This is a genomic window from Cellulomonas sp. A375-1 (assembly GCF_001040865.1).
Classification (GTDB): Bacteria; Actinomycetota; Actinomycetes; order Actinomycetales; family Cellulomonadaceae; genus Cellulomonas; species Cellulomonas gelida.
The window spans coordinates 1-1,660 of sequence record NZ_LFKW01000055.1 but is presented as its reverse complement, the minus strand read 5'-3'; the positions used below and the strand labels follow the sequence as shown (position 1 = coordinate 1,660).

The window sequence follows — 1,660 nt, the reverse complement described above, 5'->3', positions numbered from 1 at the left end:
GTGTCGACGCGCAGGTTCGCCAGCACCCGTCGCGCGTAGGGGAGCGGGTCGTGCGTCCGCGACCAGGCGGCGTACGTGCGCACGAGCGCCTGCTGGGTGAGCTCTTCCGCGCGGTGTGCGTCACCGCACAGCAACCACGCGGTGCGCAGCAGGTCGCCGCCGTGCTGCGCGACGAAGGCGGCGAACTCGCGATCGATCTCGGCGCGCGTGCGCGCCTGACCTGGTCGGACGGAGACGACGGTGAGGGACTCGACGTGGGACGAGTCGTCCTCGTCGCGGGTCCCGGCTGTCATGGTGGTCACACCGTAGGAGACGTGCGAGCGGCCACGAAGGTTGAGTGGCCGGAGGTCACCCGTCCGACGATGGGAGAATGTCCGACGTGACCCTGACGAACGAGCGGAGCGACGAGCGCGCACCGACAGCTACGCCGGTGCTGCCCCCGCTGCGCATCGGGCCGCTGCAGATCGACACGCCCGTCGTGCTCGCCCCGATGGCGGGCGTCACCAATGCGGCGTTCCGCCGCCTGTGCCGCGAGTCGGGTGCGGGGCTCTACGTCGCGGAGATGGTCACGAGCCGCGCGCTCGTCGAGCGCGGCGAGGAGTCGCTGCGGATCATCTCGCACGAGCCCGACGAGAAGCCGCGCTCGGTGCAGCTGTACGGCGTGGACCCGGCGACGGTCGCCGCGGCGGTCCACATGATCGTCAGCGAGGACCGCGCGGACCACGTCGACCTGAACTTCGGCTGCCCGGTCGCCAAGGTCACGCGCCGCGGCGGCGGTGCGGTGCTGCCCTGGAAGCGGGACCTGTTCCGGGCGATCGTCACGCAGGCCGTGGCGGCCGCGGAGCCGTACGGCGTGCCCGTGACCGTCAAGATGCGCAAGGGCATCGACGAGGACCACCTGACGTACCTCGAGGCGGGGCTCGTCGCGCAGGAGGCGGGGGTCGCGGCCGTCGCTCTGCACGCCCGCACCGCGGCGGACTACTACTCGGGCACGGCGGACTGGGAGGCGATCGCGCGGCTCAAGGAGACCGTCACCGACATCCCGGTGCTCGGCAACGGCGACATCTGGTCGGCCGAGGACGCCCTGGCGATGGTCGAGCAGACCGGGTGCGACGGCGTGGTCGTCGGTCGCGGGTGCCAGGGGCGGCCGTGGCTGTTCGCGGACCTCGCCGCGGCGTTCGCGGGTTCCGACGAGCGGGTGCGGCCGGGGCTGCGCCACGTCGCGGCGACGGTGCGTCGTCACGCCGAGCTCATGGTCGAGCACTTCGACGACGAGTCGAAGGCGCTGCGCGAGATGCGCAAGCACATGGCCTGGTACTTCAAGGGCTACGTGGTGGGTGGTGAGCTGCGGTCCCGGTTCGGGCTCGTCTCGACGCTCGCGGAGCTCGACGACCTGCTCGCCCTGCTCGACCTGGACCAGCCGTACCCGGGCGAGCCCGCCGAGGGCCAGCGCGGACGCGCCGGCGCACCGAAGCGGCCGATCCTTCCCTACGGCTGGCTCGACTCGCGCGAGCTCTCCGAGGAGTTCCAGCAGGACCTGCACGAGGCCGAGCTGAGCGTCTCGGGCGGCTGACCTGGCCTCTGGCCGACGTGCGTCACTCGACGCGCGCGACGCGCACCTGCGCGGCGAGGCGCTCGACCTCCGGCACGTGGGCCTGCG

Annotated in this window: 2 protein-coding genes; one reads left to right on the top strand and one right to left on the bottom strand. The window is 72.7% G+C overall.

Annotated features, from left to right (window positions below):
- Positions 1-293: sigma factor (locus CWIS_RS06315; protein ID WP_048342418.1), on the bottom strand; the 293-nt coding region annotated here is incomplete at its 3' end.
- A gap of 77 nt (positions 294-370) precedes the next feature.
- Here CWIS_RS06315 and dusB point away from each other — a divergent pair.
- Positions 371-1,573: a tRNA dihydrouridine synthase DusB gene (dusB, locus tag CWIS_RS06310; RefSeq protein ID WP_231583689.1), complete on the top strand. Its 1,203-nt coding sequence runs from the start codon at positions 371-373 to the stop codon at positions 1,571-1,573.
- The last annotated feature ends 87 nt before the right edge of the window (positions 1,574-1,660 follow it).

Bases quoted from the DNA above. Each gene is read 5' to 3' on its own strand.
- dusB (WP_231583689.1), top strand. From the start codon at position 371: ATGTCCGACGTGACCCTGACGAACGAGCGGAGCGACGAGCGCGCACCG.